Annotated in this window: 14 protein-coding genes; 1 reads left to right on the top strand and 13 read right to left on the bottom strand. The window is 52.2% G+C overall.

Annotation, left to right across the window (positions count from 1 at the left end; translation table 11 throughout):
• Positions 1 to 459: 459 nt before the first annotated feature.
• Positions 460 to 696, top strand: coding sequence for a hypothetical protein (locus JI741_RS25245; protein ID WP_202014269.1), 237 nt, complete (start codon positions 460 to 462; stop codon positions 694 to 696).
• A 24-nt stretch (positions 697 to 720) separates the two neighbouring features.
• On the opposite strand, the gene JI741_RS33145 is transcribed toward JI741_RS25245, so the two are convergent.
• The 13 genes from JI741_RS33145 to JI741_RS25180 all read right to left on the bottom strand — a co-directional run bounded on the left by JI741_RS33145 (position 721) and on the right by JI741_RS25180 (position 16,344).
• On the bottom strand, positions 721 to 2,604 hold the full coding sequence (locus JI741_RS33145) for a sensor histidine kinase (protein ID WP_202014267.1): 1,884 nt from the start codon (positions 2,602 to 2,604) through the stop codon (positions 721 to 723).
• A gap of 255 nt (positions 2,605 to 2,859) precedes the next feature.
• Positions 2,860 to 5,274: a TonB-dependent receptor gene (locus JI741_RS25235; protein WP_202014265.1), complete on the bottom strand. Its 2,415-nt coding sequence runs from the start codon at positions 5,272 to 5,274 to the stop codon at positions 2,860 to 2,862.
• Between the two features lie 450 nt (positions 5,275 to 5,724).
• Entirely contained in the window at positions 5,725 to 7,020 is a 1,296-nt protein-coding gene (locus tag JI741_RS25230; protein WP_202014263.1) for a GAF domain-containing sensor histidine kinase, read from the bottom strand.
• A gap of 4 nt (positions 7,021 to 7,024) precedes the next feature.
• Positions 7,025 to 7,429: a pyridoxamine 5'-phosphate oxidase family protein gene (locus JI741_RS25225; RefSeq protein ID WP_202014261.1), complete on the bottom strand. Its 405-nt coding sequence runs from the start codon at positions 7,427 to 7,429 to the stop codon at positions 7,025 to 7,027.
• The gene (locus JI741_RS25220; RefSeq protein ID WP_202014259.1) at positions 7,426 to 7,890 is read right to left on the bottom strand and encodes a hypothetical protein; all 465 of its coding nucleotides are present in this window, start codon (positions 7,888 to 7,890) and stop codon (positions 7,426 to 7,428) included. The genes JI741_RS25225 and JI741_RS25220 overlap by 4 nt, the downstream gene beginning before the upstream one ends.
• A gap of 3 nt (positions 7,891 to 7,893) precedes the next feature.
• Positions 7,894 to 8,625 carry a LytR/AlgR family response regulator transcription factor gene (locus JI741_RS33140; protein WP_202014257.1) on the bottom strand — a complete coding sequence of 244 codons (732 nt, stop codon included), beginning with the start codon at positions 8,623 to 8,625 and terminating at the stop codon, positions 7,894 to 7,896.
• A 121-nt stretch (positions 8,626 to 8,746) separates the two neighbouring features.
• Positions 8,747 to 9,808, bottom strand: coding sequence for a protein-glutamate methylesterase/protein-glutamine glutaminase (locus tag JI741_RS25210; RefSeq protein WP_202014255.1), 1,062 nt, complete (start codon positions 9,806 to 9,808; stop codon positions 8,747 to 8,749).
• The gene (locus tag JI741_RS25205; RefSeq protein WP_202014253.1) at positions 9,777 to 10,283 is read right to left on the bottom strand and encodes a chemotaxis protein CheD; all 507 of its coding nucleotides are present in this window, start codon (positions 10,281 to 10,283) and stop codon (positions 9,777 to 9,779) included. Before JI741_RS25205 ends, JI741_RS25210 begins: the two co-directional genes overlap by 32 nt.
• A gap of 8 nt (positions 10,284 to 10,291) precedes the next feature.
• Complete coding sequence (locus JI741_RS25200) at positions 10,292 to 11,137, bottom strand: CheR family methyltransferase (RefSeq protein WP_202014251.1); 846 nt, start codon at positions 11,135 to 11,137, stop codon at positions 10,292 to 10,294.
• A 175-nt stretch (positions 11,138 to 11,312) separates the two neighbouring features.
• Positions 11,313 to 13,454 carry a HAMP domain-containing methyl-accepting chemotaxis protein gene (locus tag JI741_RS25195; RefSeq protein WP_202014249.1) on the bottom strand — a complete coding sequence of 714 codons (2,142 nt, stop codon included), beginning with the start codon at positions 13,452 to 13,454 and terminating at the stop codon, positions 11,313 to 11,315.
• A gap of 30 nt (positions 13,455 to 13,484) precedes the next feature.
• Positions 13,485 to 13,961 (bottom strand): chemotaxis protein CheW, encoded by a 477-nt coding sequence (locus tag JI741_RS25190; RefSeq protein WP_202014247.1) that lies wholly within the window; start codon positions 13,959 to 13,961, stop codon positions 13,485 to 13,487.
• A gap of 15 nt (positions 13,962 to 13,976) precedes the next feature.
• Entirely contained in the window at positions 13,977 to 15,977 is a 2,001-nt protein-coding gene (locus tag JI741_RS25185) for a chemotaxis protein CheA (protein WP_202014245.1), read from the bottom strand.
• Positions 15,970 to 16,344, bottom strand: a complete 375-nt coding sequence (locus JI741_RS25180) for a response regulator (protein ID WP_202014243.1) — start codon at positions 16,342 to 16,344, stop codon at positions 15,970 to 15,972. Before JI741_RS25180 ends, JI741_RS25185 begins: the two co-directional genes overlap by 8 nt.
• Positions 16,345 to 16,375 lie beyond the last annotated feature (31 nt).

Raw genomic sequence — 16,375 nt, 5'->3', positions numbered from 1 at the left:
GCGTGACGTAAGGCTTATCATTTTTTAGTGTTTTCACGTGTGGTTGCATGGGCCTTTTGTTTTAGGGTTATCGATTCTGAACCGCGGGGGTAATGCGTGTCGAAGTTGCAAAGTGTATGCCGCAAGCCCCTGCCCTGTTCCATAGTTACGGGCAAGCCATTCTGGTCGACAAAACCCAACAGGCTTCGGCGAAATAAATATTCATTATAAATCCAGGGCGACCGCGCGGTGTTTCATGCCTCAGGTTGTGGAGTTAATTCCGCATTGTGTTGTGGTTATGGGTAGGCCTGGCGCCACGCACACATACCAACATTCAATATTCAACCTCATCTTGCCATCCCAAGGTTCGAACACCCGTATCGCAAGGTTGGCACTAATTTATCAGTGAGGTTTTGTGGGTGAGCCTTACAACCAAAGGTTTCCGCCCCAACCACTATCCGTAACGCACAGAAATTGATCATGAAAGATCTATCCGGCACCTATCGACACGAACGTTTTCACCAACTATGGGAAGTTGAAAAAGAAGATGACGCCTACATTATCCACGCCTATACGTTGTCTGACAGCAGGGAAAGACTCGGAACCTCCATGTCGACCATTGCCGAGTATCTGCACGAGCTGATCCGAAAAAAGGATCTCACCCTCGTAGAGGAAAAAAAGAGCGTCATGCGAAAGTTGATGAAGAAATTCTGGTAAAAATAAGCCAACACATCACGGCGTTCAGGCTTCCTGCTCAATCCACGTTTCGGCTTCGTGGCGTGTCTGAAAAAATTTCATGTCGATGTTGAACCGACCCGCGGTGAGAATCATCTGTTCGCGCTGGTGTTTTTGCTGATCGGGGGTGTCGATGCAGGCAATTTTCCGTAACCCGTTTTTTGATCCTTCGTTCAGGATCGATTCACCAAACCACACGTGATCGCTTTCGCCGAGGTTGCCACGCTTGCGCACATCGGCAATCCACCGCGGGGTGTTGTAGACGTGCAGCATCTCCAGGCACTTGGTCAACAGCAATCTGTATTCTTCGCTGCTCACCTTGCGCTTCCAGCTGAGGCCCATGGTATTGGTGCGTGCGTTATAGAGCACCGATCCATAGTCACAATCAAAACACAGCTGTCCTTCAATATCGCCCGGCAGTTTTATGTCGATGGTGAACGTGGTTCCTTTGTTCAGTTCGCTTTCGGCCACAATCGTGCCCTGCAATGCTTCCACTTGTGTTTTCACCAGATAGAGTCCAAGACCACGGCCTTCCACGTGGGTGTGAAAACGTTTATACATGCCAAAGAGATTCTTCCCGAACTGATCGAGATTAATGCCCAGCCCGTTGTCGCTCACGGCAATGCGGATGGAGCCCCGGTGGAGTGTGGTCTTCACATCGAGCAGCAAAGGTCGCTGCGGCGACCGGTAGCGGATGGCGTTGCTGGCCAGGTTGTATAAGATGCTGTGCAGGAATGGACGGATGGTATAAACAAACGGTGCTTCCTTGAAATCGGTATGCACAAACATGCCTTCATCAATTTGTGACTGCAGCGATTTGTAGACGTGCGTCCACTCTTCCTCAAAAAACACTTTCTCCTTCACTGTGTACAAATCGTTCCGGATGTCGATGATGCGCGAAAGTTCTTTGATGATGGTGTCGAGCTCCAGCGTGGACTCGCGCAGCAAACTCACCACCTGCCGGTTCTCGGCCGAAAGGTGCGGATCGCGGGTGTCTACCAGGCTGCCGAGCCCCAGCAGTCGAGCCACGGGGGCGCGCAGGTTGTGCGATACGGTATAGGAAAACTGGCGCAGCTCGCTGTTGATTTTGCGCAGCTCTTCGTTGGATTGGATAAGGTCCTGATTTTTTAAATGCACCAACTCCTCCAGCTTTTCCTTTTGCTCTTCAATGAGCTCGAAGGCGGCCGTGAGTTGTTCCGTTTGTGCAGCAATCTCTTCGTTTTGCGTTTCCAACTCATGGTTCTGGTTGGACATTGTTTTTAACAGATCGCGGTTCCGGTCCTCTTCGGCCACCACTATGCGTTTCAGGAAAATGATGCCGCCTACCACCGACAAGCTCACCAGCATGGCAATGGTGTTGATGTGATAATACGTAGCGTTAGCAAAGCCCCGTTGAAAATAGCCCAACCCAAACCATTCGTGGATGGGATCGTAGAGTGCAAGACACAGAAAATCAAAAAGGATGGCGCCATACATGCGCACCGGCTCGCGCGAACTGAAGATCATGCCCGGAAGGGCGCAGAAGCCCACCAGAATGATGCGACTGTCGAAGTAGTGCAGATCGTCGCCGGGCATGTTTTTTTTTAACACCATGGTGATGGTCAACAGCACGGCAGAAGGAATGACGCACAGCAAAAAGCTGCTGATGTTGACGTGGCCGTAGCCGTTCGCAAAAAACAGTCCGATGAAAATAAGGGCCATTCCTGCCGACAGCGGTGTGGCGCGCGACACCCCAAAGCTGAGCACCGAAACGAGCATGAGCACGCCGGTGAGCGCTGCGAATACCAGGGCGATGCGGGCCGTCATCTTGGCGCTTTTACGCATCGTTTGCATGGAGCCGGCTTCGCCTTCCAACGGGTCCAGCATGGTCCGGAATGTCCTGAGCTTCACAATTTCACAGTTAAACGATGTAACATATACGTGTGGCGCCAGGGCAAGTAACCCCCCTTCCTCAAAAATACACGATGTTTGTTACTGTAAAATAGATTCAGGGTTTTTCCAGCATCTCCAATCCTGAAATCCTGCAATTAATGGCTATCCCAAGCCCCTTTTTTTGGTTCAAAATACCTGTCCGCATGCCCAACCCCTCCCGCTACCCGTTAGCGCTTTGGATTTGGGCTGCGCCGTCAGCGCAGGGTCAACGCCTCAGTTTGTCCGCTGGGTTTCGTCTTCCGAGCCGGTGCTTCGCTGGCGGGCCCGCTTGAGCTGCTGGTTGCCAAACGAATACGTAAGGTTCAGCATCACCACACGCGTGTCGAATGCCAGGCGATAGTTCGATTTGAAATTGGGATTGTCCATTTTCCCGATAAAACGATTGGAGTGAAACACATCCTGCAGGCTAAGCTTCGCCTGAAGTCTGGGCGTTACGGCTTTTTGAAGGCCTAGGTCAAGCGACCCCAACCAGGGGGCACGCGACTGCGCGTAGGCCGACGGCGTCCTCACCCACCCCGTTGCCTCGGCCGTCCAGCCATGCCCCAGCACAAACGTGTTGGAGGCATTGAAGCGCCCCGACACCTGTTGCACCAGCACGGGTGTTCCCTGAAAAAGATAATCGAAACGACTATACACCCCGAGAAAATTTGTTTGAACATTCCATCCCTTCATAACCGAAATGGGGAAACTCACGGTGAGGCTGTAGGATTGGGCCTTACCGATGTTTAGCGGAATGCGTTCCGTGATCACGCTATCCACAGGCTGCACCAGATACGACACCATGTCGTTGATGAAGCTTGCCGACAACGACGTAAATAACTTTTCGTGAAAGCCATGTTTCAGCTCAAGCGAATGCGTGTATTGCGGCACCAGGTAGGCATTGCCCTGGCTGTAAAGATACGGGTCGGCATAGGACCGCGCGGGGTTCAGCGATTGATAGTTGGGACGGTCTATGCGATAGCTGTAAGAAAGCGTGAGCGTGTGGTGCGCCGACAACGGTCGCGACACAAACAAGGCAGGAAAGAAATTAAGATAGTCGCGCACCACCTTGTTGTTTAGGGTAATGGAATTTCCAACGGAGTGGGTATGCTCGGCACGCACGCCCAGCTGGAGCTGCGCCTTGCCTGCCTTGCCCGACACACTGGCATAGGCCGCATTGACCTGCTCGGTGTATTGAAAATGGTTCGACTGCGAAACGTCCTCCGTCAAATGTCCGTCCTCGCCCTGGCTCAACGTCAGGTTGTTGTCGCTGTAAACGTAGCTGCTCTTCACACCGCTTTCCAGCTTCCACGTTGTGGCGATGGTGCGGTTGTAGTCGATCTTCGCGGTGCGTATGTCGATGGTGGTCGGCATCTCCATCAGCAGTCCGGTGAGCGGCTGAACGGGTTGGCCCGGCGAACTGGTAGTGGTATGAAGGGCGTTCGAGAACGTGCGCACATAGCGCGCCACATCCACATCGGCCGACAACTGCCCTCCTTTCGCGCCGAAGGTGTGTTGCACATTCACGTTGCCGATCTGATTGGACGAAACGTTGTCAATGGTTTTGTCGGTCAGCGCCTGCAGATAGACGGGGCCGTTCGCTGCCTTTCGAAAATAACTTTCCGCAGTGCCTGCCTCGCCGTTGTCGTTCCAGAAGCCTGTCCACACCACACCGATCGTGGTGTTCTGGCTGAGGAAATAGTCCACACCGGCTTTTGCATTGTGACCACTATTCATTAGGTGAACATAGGTAGACTTGTCGGCAAAGTTTTGCGTTTCATTGCGGGTCACGGTCTGATGTGTTTCCAGATCAAAATAATTTCCTCCGCGATTCACGCTGTAGTTTCCAAAGAAGTTCATGCCCTTGGTCCGGTGATTGACCTGCACAGAGCCTCGCTCCCGATCGTAGTAGCCTGTGCCGGCACCCAGAGAGAGCGATCCGTTCGTGCCCACGCTGTTGTTTTTCTTTAGCCGGATGTTGATGATGCCCGAGTTTCCGGCAGCATCATATTTTGAAGATGGGTTGGTGACCAGTTCGATCTTGTCGATGTTGTCGCTCGACATGGTGCTCAGCAACGTGATGAGGTCGGCCATGGCCATGTAGGTTTGTTTGCCGTCGAGCTGAACGGTGACCCCGTCTTTTCCCTGGAGCTGCAACATACCGTTCTGCCGGTCAACGGTGACGCCGGGCGCCTTTTCGAGCACCTCCAACGCCGTGCTTCCGCTGGCGATAATGCTGTTGGCCACGTTCACCACCATCCGGTCAAGATGTTGCTCAACAAACGGACGCTTCTCGGTCACCACCACTTCATCAAGTTGTCGGCTGTCTTCGGTCAGGGTGATGATCACACTTTTTGGTTCGTCGTCACCCGTAACATTTACCGGAACCGGGTTAACCTGTTTGTAGCCCACCATAGTGACCTTCAGCAAATAGGTTCCGGCCATCACATGATCGATCGCATACACACCCGATGTGTCGGAGAGTACGCCCTTCACCAGAAGAGAGTCTTTGCTAGCGAGCAGCAACACATTCACAAACGGCAACGGCGCACCGTTCACGTCCTGTATTTTCCCTTTCAACGCCTGCCCTAGTGCAGGAAGGGTACCAACAGAAACAAACAACAAAATCAAGAGAGCATTCTTTTTCATACGAGGGGGGGATATTGAAAAGCAACATTTTTTGAATACAAAGTTCATGCTTATAGCGCCGTATGAAATACCCCTTTTGGTGTAAATCCATACAGATTTTCAGGTACCAATGTTGAAACCTGTAAATAAAATTCAGGATAAAGAGGGATGATCGAACGAGGCTACGTCGTGGCTAGCCCAATGCGTTTGTCCCGGCATTATTGTTACCCGCTTCGATGCCGTAAACATTTCTGTCAACATGAATGCGACAAAATAGAAAGGTGTCCGCGAAACGCTGACCGTGCCAGCGGCGGAAACGCGAATACAATTTGTAGCGGTTGTGAAAACACGCACCGTCGGAATGATGATGAAACATGGAGGGGTATTTTTCTATGCGTTTACGGCATGCCTGTCGGGCAGGTTCTCGTCTGTCTATCACAAATAAAGAGACACCGGTTTTCCGGGGTTTCTTTATTTTCCGGGAAAGGTCAATGTGAAGGTTGTGCCGTGTCCCTGTTCGCTTTCGATGGCAACACGTCCGTGATTGAGCTCCGTGAATTCTTTCACAAGGATGAGTCCAAGACCCGTACCCTTCTCACGCTCAGTGCCGCACGTGGTGCGTTGGCCTCGGAGGGAGAACAACGCATCGCGTTTTTGTTTGTCGATGCCCACGCCCGAATCGCGAATGCTAAGGGTGACAAGTTGTTCGTGCCGTGCGGCCACCATCGTGATGACGCCTCCGCGAGGTGTGAACTTTATGGCGTTGCTGACCAGGTTTCGGATGGCCGTGGCCAGCGTGTGGTGATCGGCCTGCAGCGTCAGATCATCTTCTACAGATAGATTCAATGTGATTTCTTTTGCCAGCAGACTGTCCTGATATAACGCTACAATTTGTTTCAGAAATCCGGGGAGCGTTATGGTTTCAAAAACACATTGTATCCCGTTGGTTTGACTCAGCGACCAGTCGAGCAGATTCTCCAACAAATGATTGAGGTTGTCGGCCGACTGATCCACCTTGTCGCAGAGGCTATCAATCTTGTCGGTCTGTCCAAGTTTATGATAGTGACTGAAAAGTCGCGCGAGACTCTGAAACGATGTGACCGGTCCGCGGAGGTCATGACTGATGATGGAAAAAAATTTGTCTTTGGTTTCGCTGAGCCTTTGTAACTCGGCGGTGCGTTCGCGTATTTTTTCCTCCATACTGTCGTACAGCATGGAGTTCTGTATGGACACGGCGAGTGGCTGTGCCAGGGTAATCAGAAAGTTTTCGTCGTCGCGCGTGAACACGCAGAAGCTTCGGCTCTCGGCCATGAGCACAGCCACCAGGGCGTCGTTGGCCACAAGGGGAATGGCCACCTGGCTCTCGGCATCGGGCAACCCGAGGGGCTTCAAAAAGTTCAATTCGCCTTCGTGGCTCACCGCGGCCATGTAGTGTTGTTTTCTGCGGATGCCCGTGAGGTTGATGTGCTTGCGACGCGCTGCCGACAACCCCACGATGCCCTGCCCGAAGGGAACCACCTTGTCTTTCGGATCTTCGTCGTAGCCGTGACTGGCCACCACGGTGAGTTGCCGCTGCTCGCCGTCGGGCACCAGAATCATGCTGTTCTGCAGGGAGAATTGATCGTTCAGAATGTCAAGTATGGTATGCAGCTTTTGCGGAAGGCTCACCAGCTTGCTCAGCTCGAACGACACCTTGGTGATGATGTCCATCTTTCGCTGCGAGCATTCCAGTTGCGTCGTGAGTTTGTGAAGCGCGGCGGTTTCCAAGGGATTATATTTTTTCGATGGACACGACTTCGTAGATATCGGCAGCCTTGAGTTTGAAGATGCCCTCCTTGTTTTGCGCGGTGGCCAGCGCTTCGAGCTGTATCTCCATGGCATCAAATATTTCTCCGTCCGTTTGCGACTCCTCATAGCGGAGAATGAAACGATAGAGGTCGTAGTGCACCGGGCACGTCACGATGGCGGTGAGCATCGGATTCTCGCGCACGTTGCGGATGGTCTTGTTAAAAAACTGATACGACAACGCCACATGATCGGCATCCACAAAATACACTTGCGATATATAGGTCACGTTCGGCGTGTGATCGGCCGATGCCGTAGCCACGATGGTCGGAATAACGCCTTGCAGCGCCGGCATCATGTCTTCCAGGTGAATTTTATCCTCGGTAGTCATGCGCAAACTTTTTCTCCGGTGCCACTTCGCGGCGATTGGTCAAACACGTGGGTAACCTGAAAGGTCAACGCGAGCACAGGGATGTGAAAATAGGCACCATACAATCCCTGTTTTGAGTGACCAAACGAACCCAGGATGTCGGAAAACGCTTCCATGTAACCGCGTTGAAATTCCACTTCATCTTCGGTGCAGCGTCGCCACGCCAGGTAGTTTCCCTTGTATTGATAGCTTTCGAAAGAATGCAGCTCGGTCACCACCAACGCCAATACGGGGTTCTCACGAAGGTGTTCAAAACCTATGGTCATAAATTTTTCAGGGACAAAGCAGGTGAATATCTCAGTCGCCGGATCAAAGACAATGCCGGTACACTTTATGGGTTCGGAGATATTATTCAGCCCGGTGGTCGCGAGCCAGAACGACAACGGTTGTTTCAGGAACTCAACATGCGATGCGGGTACCATGTGTTATGACAGATAATTTAGCGTTGCTAAAAGATGGTCCTTATACGTCTTTCCCACGGGAATGGTTTTGTCCAATATCCGCAGTGTCTGGTCGCCGGTATTGATTTCTTCTATGGCGCTTTTCCTCACCACAAAAGAGCGATGCACCTGAATGAAGTCGCCCGCCGGAAGCTTGTCCAGCAGATCTTTCAACCGCATGTTGATGATGTGTCGCTTGCGGGTCGTGACGATGAAGCAATATTTTTCATCCACTTCCACCATCATCACTTCATCGAGCTTTATTTTGATGAGACGGGTGTTGTCTTTGATGAAGAAAGCATCGCTTTGCACGGCGGTCGTTTCCTGTGCAGGCTTGGGCTGGTCGACACGGCTGAAAAACGCCAGCTCAATGGCAGACTGGAGGCTCACGGGATCGTAGGGTTTCAGAATGTAGGCCGCGGGCGAGGTGAGTTTGGCTTGCTGAAACGTTGCGTTGTCTTTGAAGGCCGTGACGTAGATGATCGGCACGCGCAGGCTTTGGTTGATGCGGGCCGCCAGTTCAATGCCGTTCATGGTGTCGCGAATGCCAATGTCCATGAGGATCAGGTCGGGCGGGTCGGTCTCCAGCAGCTTCAGGGCGGCGGCGGCGTTGTCCACAATGCCGGTGAGGTCGTAGCCCAGTTGTTCCACCACCATTTCCAGCGATGCGGCATAGATGGGATCGTCTTCAACGGCAAGAATTTTGAGAGTCGACACGGGTGCAAAACTTTAGGGCCACACAAAATAATAAAAGTTTTGCAGAATGCAGGGATGCACCGGAACATCGCGTGCCGGATGCTTATGCATTAATCAAAAAAGGAAATCACGATGCTAAGACCTACGAAAACGCGCGCACTTTCTGCGGCATGTCCGACAGCGACAACACCTGGTCGGCTGCCCCGAGCTTGATGGCTTCTTTGGGCATACCAAACACCACGCTCGACTTTTCGTCCTGCGCCACGGTTTTGGCGCCGGCCGATTTCATGTTCAAAAGTCCTTCGGCACCGTCGCGTCCCATGCCTGTCATGATGATGCCCAGCGCGTTTTGTCCGGCGTGTTTGGCGATGGAATTGAACAACACGTCAACCGAAGGTTTGTGGCGGTTCACCAGCTCGCCGTCGCGAATGCGGATGTAGTATTTGGCGCCGCTGCGATACAGCTCCATGTGTCTTCCGCCGGGCGCAATGTAGGCATGTCCGCGCATCACGCGTTCGCCGTCGGTGGCTTCCTTCACCGTCACCTCGCAGATGGTGTTCACCTGATCGGCAAACGATTTTGTGAAGCCGGGTGGCATGTGTTGTGTAATGAGAATGCCGGGGCAGTTGGCGGGTATGCTGCGCAGCAAAAAACGCAGCGCTTCCGTTCCCCCCGTCGACGCTCCCACGGCAATAACTTTGTCGGTGGTCTTATAGATCGGCGAATTGGGATTGGCGGGATCGGGTTTCACAACGGGGCTTTCGTCGGCCGCCGTGCGCAGGCTCTTGCGTTTAACGGGTGCCATATACGCCGCTTTGATCGCGTCGGTGATACGAATGCAGGATTCCTCCAGGTGTTCCTTTGTGTTTCGTATCTCCGACTTCGCCACAATTTCGATGGCACCCAGATCGAACGCGCGCAACGCCAGCTGGCTTCCGCGCTGGGTCAGGCTGGAGATGATCACCACGGGAATGGGATACTGGGCCATCAGTGTTTTCAAAAACGTGAGGCCGTCCATGCGGGGCATTTCCACGTCGAGTGTGATCACGTCGGGGATGAAGGTCTTGATTTTCTGCGCCGCGAAATACGGGTCCGCTGCCGTGCCCACCACTTCCAACTGATCGTCGGAGTTGATGATTTCCGTTAGCGTTTGCCGCACCAGGGCGGAGTCGTCAATAATTAAAACCTTTATTGATTTCTTCATTAATATCTGCTGCTGTTCTGTTCAATAGTCGCATTTTCACTTTGCCGGTGCCGGTGTTGAAAATTATTTTCCGTCCAAATTGACCACCGGTGTCGCTGGCCACGATGGCAATGTCGTTCTCTTTCAGGATTTGCCTGGCAACGTCGATGTTGCGTTTACCAATTTCGTAGAGGTCGTTCTTTTGGTAGAGCGAATTGCATCCGCCAAAAATTTTAGCCTCCAGGTCGGCCTTGTCCACACCGCGATTCAACAGCGAGCGGATCAGCATCTTCACAGCCGGAAACCCGCGGTCGGCGTTGCCCGCCTTGTCCTCTTCCGTACCCGGCAACAGATAGTGATTCATCCCTCCGATGTGTGTTCGTTTATCCCAGAGGCAAACCGACACGCACGATCCCAACACCGTGGAGATGAGCACCGGTGTGGTGGTGATGAAGAACTGGCCGTTCTGGATATAATATTTTCGGATCAGGTTCATGAGACGCATCATTGCACTTGATACACGGTGGGTTTCACCTGGCGCAAGGGCAAGTCCATGCCCATGATCGATTCGCTATGCCCGAGAAATAAAAGTCCTCCGGGACGTAGCAGGTTGCAAAACTTGCGGATCACTTTCTCCTGCGTGGCCTTGTCAAAATAGATAAGCACGTTGCGGCAGAAAATGATGTCGAGATCGTTCTTCACCAACCCATAGTGATCGTCCATGAGGTTGATGCGTTTGTACTGAATCTTCTTCCGGTACTGAGGCTTTACGCGCACCAACCGCGGGTTCAACTTTCCACGCATCAGGTAGGTGCGCTTCATTTCCAACGGCACGGGCTCCACTTTCTCCAGATCATAAATGCCCTGATAGGCCGTTTGAATGACGCGAATGGAAATGTCGCTGGCCAGAAGGTTATACGTCAGTTCGGGATGTGTTTTTTTGTATTCCTCCAGCGTCATGATGAGCGTGTAGGGTTCTTCGCCGGTGGAGCATCCCGCCGACCATATCTTGAGATGGTTGCGCGAGCCCTGGTTTTGATAGCCCGGAAGAAATTGCTGCGTGAGAAAATGAAAGTGTGCGGCTTCGCGAAAAAAATCAGTCTTGTTAGTGGTGATCAGGTCGATCACATGATAGAGTTCGCCTTGCTTTCCCTCGTCGCTGAAAATGAAGTCAAGAAATTCCTTATAGGAACTCATGCCGAGGCTTTTCACCTTTTTATTGAGCCGGCTTTCCAGCATCGACTTTTTGGTGGCTGGCAGTTTGATGCCATATTCCTGGGTCACATATTGGCTGAGGCGTTCAAAGCTTTCTTCGTCCATGCGGAAAAAGCCGTTGACGGGGGATTCCATAAATACGAGGGTCTTGTTTCGATCGATCATCCGCTGCTACTTCCGCAGCGCGCGGACCATTTCAAGCGTCATTAGAAAGTGCCCACGGGCTGGGCTCCTAACAAGAATTCCAGGCCCGCAGGACACTTACCCCCCCTATCGCCAAATGCGATACGGGGGGTTTGATAGATTGATTCTAGAACTCGGTGAAGTCCCCATCCGAAAGATCACTGTCGAGCTTCAGGTCGAAGCCGTGACCATTGGCGTGGCCGTTACCATTTTCATGCGCCAAGGCTTCGGCCACACGGGGCTTCGACACGGCACGTTTGATCATGTTTTTGCGCGAGGTTTTTGCACTCACACGGTTGTCGAGTTTGAAGTAGCTCACGGCCGCTTTCAATTCTTCGGCCTGGCTGTTGAGTTCTTCTGCGTTCGACGACATTTCTTCGGCAGCCGATGCGTTGCCTTGTGTTACCTGCGACAGTTGTTGTATCGCACCGTTCACCTGGTCAGCTCCTGTATTTTGTTCCACACTGGCTGCGGCAATTTCCTGCACCAATTCGGCGGTTTTGTTTATGTCGGGAAGCGTGTTCACCAGCAAGAGCTTCGACTCTTCGGCCGACTTCACAGTCTTGCCTGAAATTTCGGTGATCTCGGCTGCGGCCTTCTGGCTTCTCTCAGCCAGCTTGCGCACCTCGGCAGCTACCACGGCAAATCCTTTTCCATGCTCGCCGGCACGTGCAGCTTCCACCGCAGCGTTCAGGGCCAACAGGTCGGTCTTCGAAGCAATCTCTTCAATGATAGCAATGCGTTCGGCAATGGTCTTGATGGCATCCACCGTAGTCGATACCGACTCGCTGCTCACATGGATATCTTTCGCTGCTTTGTTCGCGATCTTCTCGGTTTCACGCGAGTTGTCGGTGTTCTGCTGAATGTTGGCCACCATCTGTTCCATAGAAGACGATACTTCTTCCGACGCGCTGGCTTGCTCCTGCGCACCTTGCGACATCTGCTGCGATGCAGCGGCTACTTGTTGTGAAGCGGTCGACACGTTTTCGGCGCCGTTATAAATTGTTGTGGCGATGTCGCGCAGGTTGTTCACCATTTCTTCGAGGGCCTGGTCAAGGTCGCCGCCGCGGTTCGACATGCTGCTGAAATCCATCGTGAGGTCGCCTTTGCTCACACGCTTGGCCACATCAACGCTGCTTCGCAATTTGTCGATCATAAACTGAAGTTCTTTCAGCATCAAACCTATTTCGTCGCTCTTGTTCACGTTCACGTCGGCCGAGAAATCGCCGGCGGCAATTTTCTTGATGGCACCGGTGGCCATGCTCAGCGACGACATCACATCTTTCAGCAACCAGATGGCTACGAGGCTTCCGATGAGGATGGCCAGCAGGATCACAATCACCATGGTGCGAACCACGCTGTCATACATTTCGTCTGTGTCAACCTGATCTTTTTCCAACTGTGCGTTGATGATGTCGTAGATGCGGCCAATCACTTCGTCGGCCTGGTCGTCGATTTTTTCACCCTGCAACACCGAGATTTCTTCTGCTTTTCCACCGGAGTTGGTGCGGGCGAGATTTCTCACCTGCATGTGCACGGTGTAGTAGTTTGCATACTGCATTTCGAAACGATCGAAGAGCAACTTAGATTCGCCGCTAAGCATGCGATCCAGCACTGTCGTGTTTTCTTCCACAATGCGTTCTGCATCGGCCACCTGACCCAGGTGTTTGTTGATGTCGTCGTCGGTCTTGGATATGATAAGATCTTTTTCGATCGAGTTGATCTGCGACACCGCTTGCTTCAGCAACACGAGTTCGCTCACCGCTTGTTTGTTGGTCACTTCACTGATGATCTGGTTCAACGTGCCGATGGCTTTTTCGAAAGCGGCTTTTGCTTCGTTGTCGGAAAGTTCTTCTGCTTTGATCTCGGTGTTCTGGGTGGCAATGCGCTGGATGTTTTCCTGCACATTAAAATAGTCATCCAGGATGTCCTTCAAAGACTTCACGAGCGTGAGGGTTTCGCCTTCGCTAAGGCTTTCCAGCTTCGTCATGTTGTCGGTGATGGCTTTGATGTTTTTGTCGATCACGCGGCCAATCTCAACCATCTTCTCGTCGTCGATGGTGGCAATCATGTTTTTCTGATCGCGTGAAATAGCGGTAATGTCGTGCTTGATCTGGCCGATGAGCAGCACCTTGTGGGAGGTGACATCGGTGATCTCGTTGATCCGCGCGTTCATTTCGCGGAAACGGAGGAAGGCAATCGCGAAGATCACGCCCATCAACAGGATGAGTACGGAGAAGGCAATGATCAGTTTGGTTCGAATAGTCATGGTAAACATATACTTCGGGGGTAATATTTTTTAATTTAAGGATCGGTTAAGTTCTACGATGTCGTTCACGGAAAACACCTTGGCGATGTCCATGATCATGGTGATGTCGCCTTGCTGATTCACAATGCCGGTGATGGGGGCATCGGTCTTCAGGTTTTCAAATTCGGGTGCTTCCTGAATTTCGCTGTCGCTGATCTCCACCACCTCGCGGGCGATGTCGACCATGGCGCCGATCTGCAGACTCTTTTCGTCCGACATTTGAATGTCGAGCACCATGATGCGGCTTTTCTGGGTGCGTTCCGTAGCCTGCAAGCCAAGTTTCAATTTGGTATCCAGCAACGGCAACACGCGGCCACGCAGGTTGATGATGCCCAACATATAGGCTGGCGCATGCGGAACTTTTGTGAATTGGCCAAACTCAACAACCTCCTGCACATGATCTACTTTAATGGCGAACTTCTCGCTGCCCAGGGCAAAAGTGAGGTACGCATTGGAATCGTTTTTCATTTATTTGGGGGAGATTTAATTATGGGATAATAAAAACAACCGCGATGGGTCCAGCACAAGCGCCAGGCTTCCGTCGCCAAGAATGGTGCTCCCGGCAATGAAGTCCTGTTGTTGATAGGCATCGCCCAGAGGTTTCAGTACCGTTTGCATTTTTCCTTCTATACGGTCCACAGCAATGCCCTTCTTCACACCGTTCACAGTCACCGAAATGATGTCGGTGGTTTTTGGCAGGGCCGCGGTTTTGTGAAATTCTTTTCGCAGCGAAAAAACCGACAACGGTTGTTCATTCACAACAATGGTTTTGTTCACGGTGTTCTCGCGATCCAGCGCTTCATAGGGAATGCGGTCGATGCGGTCCACCACGTTCAACGGCACCACATAGCGTGTCTCGGCCACGTTCACAAGCAAACCTTCGATGATGGAACGCGACAGCGGCAGTTTGATGTGAATGGACGTGCCCTTTGTGGGGGTGCTTTTCACCGTCACGTAGCCGCGCAGTTCGTTTATCTTTTGCTTCACCACATCCATGCCCACGCCACGACCCGACACTTCGGAGAGTTGTGACGCGGTTGACAAGCCAGGGTGAAAAATAAAATCCAGAATTTCTTCTTCGGTCAGCGAAACATCGGCCGACACCAGGCCTTTGTCTATGGCCTTGGCCAGCACACGGTCTTTGTCGATCCCCTTGCCGTCGTCGCTCACCACGATGTGCACATACGAGCTGGAGTTGTAGGCCTTCAGCTTCACCGTGCCGTGTTCCGATTTGCCGGCAGCTTTCCGATCGGCAGGTTTTTCAATGCCGTGATCGATGGCGTTCCGCACAATGTGCATGATGGGTTCACCCATCACTTCAATCACATCCTTGTCCATTTCGGTATCGGCACCCTCAGAAATGAAGTTCACCTTTTTACCCAACGACTTGGACAAGTCGCGCACGAGGCGTTTAAACTTTGTGACCAGGGTTTCGATGGGCACTAGTCCGATTTCGAGCGACGTGTCGCGCAGGCGGTTGGTGATCATCTCCAGCTGCTCGGTCACTTCGCGGATGTCGGTTGATTGGATACCGCTGGTGGCCGTGGTGAGCTGGGCTTGCAAGATGATGAGTTCGCTGATCCAGTTGAGCAGGTCGTCGATCTTGCGTTTGCTTACTTTAATGTAGGTATCGTTGAGAACTCGTTTTCGGGAAACAACTCCTCCTTCGGCGTCGTCATCGTCGTCCTGTTTTTTAGAACGTTCCAGCGAAAGCGCAATGATTGGTTCAAGGGTTGCAATCTCAAACGGATCATCACCCAACGTCTCAAGATGCTGAACAAATTCGGGTTGCTCGAATAGATCGCAAGCAGCAAGTTTGGTATAAGAAACATGGCATTCATTTTCAACAAACAGAAAATAGCTTTCCAGTTCCGCCTGTGGTGTGGTGGTGGAGATGAAAAGCTCCCAGCACGCAACCTCGCCCGATGCTTTTTTCATGAGCCGGGTTTTGGCGGTTCCGAGGGCAGCAATGTCCTGGATGATGAACACCAAAGGGTGGTTGCCATCTTCCGTCATGCTGATGGTGGGTGTGATGCACAGATAGAACGTGGCAAGCTCGTCGCGTTGCACGGTGTTGCTGTCCAGGGCTGTGCTGGATTGCGACTCCACGGATTTCAAAAATTCCATGGCAATGCGCAAGTGGTCTTTCAGGTCGTCGGCCTGGGCAATTTTGGCGGCGTCTTTTTCTTTCAGCAAATCGCGCACTTTGTCGAAGGCGTGCAGCGTGATGCTGATCAGTCCATCCGAAACCTGCAGATGGCCTTGACGCACCAGGTCATAAAGCGTTTCCAACTGGTGGGCCAGCTCACCAATCTTCTCGAAGCCAAACATGTTGGCGCCGCCTTTGATGGTGTGCATGGTGCGGAAAACTTGCTCGAGGGGGGCGCTGGCGTTTGGATTAGCCTCCAATTGCATGAGGCCTTCATCCAGCTCGTTCAGCAGGTCGAGCGCGTCTTCTACAAAACGCTTTTGGTTACTATCCATTGCTCATGGCATTTTCGATCTGCGCAAAGAATGTTTCGGCGCGATACGGTTTTTTGATCCACGCGCTGAGGCCGGCTTCTTTTGCCGCACGCATCTTGTCGGGGTTGCTTTCGGTGGTGAGAAACACCACGGGCACCTGGGCAATGGTTGGATTGGATTTAATTTTTTTCAGCAGTTCAAAACCCGTGCAGTCGGGCATGTTGTAATCGGTCAGCACGAGGCTCACTTCTGGTTTGTCGGCCAACAGTTCGTAGGCATGGTTTCCGTTGGAAGCGCCTACGGTGTCGTAACCTTTGCGCTGCAATGTTTCACACACAAAATCGCGGATGCTGGCAAAGTCGTCTACAACTAAAATCGTTTTTTTCATTTTGGGGGAAATTAATTTGTCGATTTATGAT

Origin of the sequence: Chryseolinea lacunae (genome assembly GCF_016735595.1) — a bacterium.
Classification (GTDB): Bacteria; Bacteroidota; Bacteroidia; order Cytophagales; family Cyclobacteriaceae; genus Chryseolinea; species Chryseolinea lacunae.
This window is presented reverse-complemented; position numbering and strand designations above follow the sequence as displayed.

Excerpts from the sequence above, each read along its gene's own strand:
- JI741_RS25245 (WP_202014269.1), top strand. The coding sequence starts at position 460 with ATGAAAGATCTATCCGGCACCTATCGACACGAACGTTTTCACCAACTA.
- JI741_RS25235 (WP_202014265.1), bottom strand. The coding sequence starts at position 5,274 with ATGAAAAAGAATGCTCTCTTGATTTTGTTGTTTGTTTCTGTTGGTACC.
- JI741_RS25225 (WP_202014261.1), bottom strand. The coding sequence starts at position 7,429 with ATGACTACCGAGGATAAAATTCACCTGGAAGACATGATGCCGGCGCTG.
- JI741_RS25220 (WP_202014259.1), bottom strand. The coding sequence starts at position 7,890 with ATGGTACCCGCATCGCATGTTGAGTTCCTGAAACAACCGTTGTCGTTC.
- JI741_RS25210 (WP_202014255.1), bottom strand. The coding sequence starts at position 9,808 with ATGAAGAAATCAATAAAGGTTTTAATTATTGACGACTCCGCCCTGGTG.
- JI741_RS25205 (WP_202014253.1), bottom strand. The coding sequence starts at position 10,283 with ATGAACCTGATCCGAAAATATTATATCCAGAACGGCCAGTTCTTCATC.
- JI741_RS25200 (WP_202014251.1), bottom strand. The coding sequence starts at position 11,137 with ATGGAATCCCCCGTCAACGGCTTTTTCCGCATGGACGAAGAAAGCTTT.
- JI741_RS25195 (WP_202014249.1), bottom strand. The coding sequence starts at position 13,454 with ATGACTATTCGAACCAAACTGATCATTGCCTTCTCCGTACTCATCCTG.
- JI741_RS25190 (WP_202014247.1), bottom strand. The coding sequence starts at position 13,961 with ATGAAAAACGATTCCAATGCGTACCTCACTTTTGCCCTGGGCAGCGAG.
- JI741_RS25185 (WP_202014245.1), bottom strand. The coding sequence starts at position 15,977 with ATGGATAGTAACCAAAAGCGTTTTGTAGAAGACGCGCTCGACCTGCTG.
- JI741_RS25180 (WP_202014243.1), bottom strand. The coding sequence starts at position 16,344 with ATGAAAAAAACGATTTTAGTTGTAGACGACTTTGCCAGCATCCGCGAT.